1 pseudogene is annotated in these 376 nt (G+C 46.8%); it reads right to left on the bottom strand.

Features of this window, described 5'->3' with window-relative positions:
- Positions 1-241, bottom strand: a pseudogene (locus tag M3627_RS20600) (IS110 family RNA-guided transposase); the annotation flags it as partial.
- Between the last annotated feature and the right edge of the window lie 135 nt (positions 242-376).

Genomic DNA, 376 nt, shown 5'->3' with positions numbered 1-376 from the left:
GTTCTGCCAGTAATTCATACTGTTGTTGAACGAGTCTATATTGCATAACCAAGGTATGAATCTCAAATCGAGCCATCTCCAGGCCTTCGGTCAACCCGATCGAGATTTCAGCGGCTTCCTTGAGTTTAACTATTTTGGGAGAAGAGACACACTTTAACCCAGCAACCTCTTTGTAGAAAGGGAGTAGCTCCGCCACTTCTTTTTCTCGAAGGTCCTCTGGTAATGGTGTTTTCTCCAGCACTGCCAGGGCGGTTTTCCCGATGTCTTTAAAGACATGTTGGAATTCTGGGAAGAACCGATCTGTCCATCGAATGATTCGATTGGTAATGATGCCAAGCTCTTTCTGAAGCGAGGCGCGATGGGATGCACCATTGCG

The organism is Psychrobacillus sp. MER TA 171 (assembly GCF_023713305.1).
Lineage (GTDB): Bacteria > Bacillota > Bacilli > Bacillales_A > Planococcaceae > Psychrobacillus.
Note: the sequence above shows the minus strand (reverse complement) of the source record. Positions and strands in the feature narration are given on the sequence as shown.